Genomic DNA, 564 nt, shown 5'->3' on the forward strand with positions numbered 1-564 from the left:
TCCGTAGCCGAGAAACGATGGAATACGCGATGACCTTTGCTGAGACTGGTCACTTGTGTATGGCGACACTGCACGCCAACAACGCAAACCAAGCGCTGGAGCGTATTTTGCACCTAGTGCCAAAAGATCAGAAAGATCAGTTCCTGTTTGATCTGTCGATGAACTTAAAAGGTGTAGTAGGTCAGCAGTTGATCCGTGATAAGAACGGTCAGGGGCGTCATGGCGTGTTTGAGATCTTATTAAACAGTCCACGTGTTTCTGATCTGATCCGTCGAGGTGATCTGCATGAATTGAAATCGACCATGGCTCGCTCTAACGAGTTCGGGATGTTGACCTTCGACCAATCGCTCTACAAGTTGGTGATGCAAGGTAAGATCAGCGAAGAGGATGCATTGCACAGTGCAGATTCAGCCAACGATCTACGTTTAATGTTGAAGACGCAACGCGGTGAAGCCTTCTCTACAGGCACGCTGGCGAATGTTAAGATCGATATGGATTAATCTATTCCAGAAACGAAAAAGGTTGGCAGAAGCCAACCTTTTTTATTTGGTGCGCCGAGCATGG

1 protein-coding gene is annotated in these 564 nt (G+C 47.5%); it reads left to right on the plus strand.

Annotation, left to right across the window (positions count from 1 at the left end; translation table 11 throughout):
- Positions 1 to 500, plus strand: a 500-nt coding sequence (locus KIV40_RS20770; RefSeq protein ID WP_285351100.1) for an ATPase, T2SS/T4P/T4SS family, incomplete at its 5' end; no start/stop codon positions are given.
- Positions 501 to 564: the final 64 nt, after the last annotated feature.

Source organism: Vibrio sp. D173a (genome assembly GCF_030248475.1).